Consider the following 413-nt stretch of genomic DNA (forward strand, 5'->3'; position numbering starts at 1 on the left):
TCTAAATTTGTTTTTCTTGCTTTCATCGTATACACCTCGGGTTTTGGAGAATATGTTTTGTTCTCTTTACCCATAGTATAACGTTTTATCCAGTTTCGTACAGTGCGATCTGATGGGATATTGTATTTAATAGCCAACTGTACAGGTGATATTCCCTTTTCAAAATACTCATTAATAATTTGTAGTTTAAAAGATGACGGATACGAGTTATTTTTTGTTTTAGGTAACAATCCATTAACTCCATATAATTTATACCTCTGGTATTTTTCACTTAATAATCTACGATTTGTATTCAATGACAACATTTTTATAACGTTTAAGAAGCTATAGCCTTGTTCATATAAATCAAAAGCTTCTAATAAAGTATTGATATCTATTTTAATATTTCTAGTCATAATAAAACTCCCTGCTAA

The 413-nt window shown here is 28.8% G+C and carries 1 protein-coding gene; it reads right to left on the reverse strand.

Annotated features, from left to right (window positions below; all coding sequences use genetic code 11):
• The coding region (locus CD135_RS11695) for a helix-turn-helix domain-containing protein (protein ID WP_142382252.1) at positions 1-395 on the reverse strand (395 nt) is incomplete at its 3' end.
• Between the last annotated feature and the right edge of the window lie 18 nt (positions 396-413).

Origin of the sequence: Mammaliicoccus lentus (genome assembly GCF_002902755.1) — a bacterium.
GTDB classification, from domain to species: domain Bacteria; phylum Bacillota; class Bacilli; order Staphylococcales; family Staphylococcaceae; genus Mammaliicoccus; species Mammaliicoccus lentus.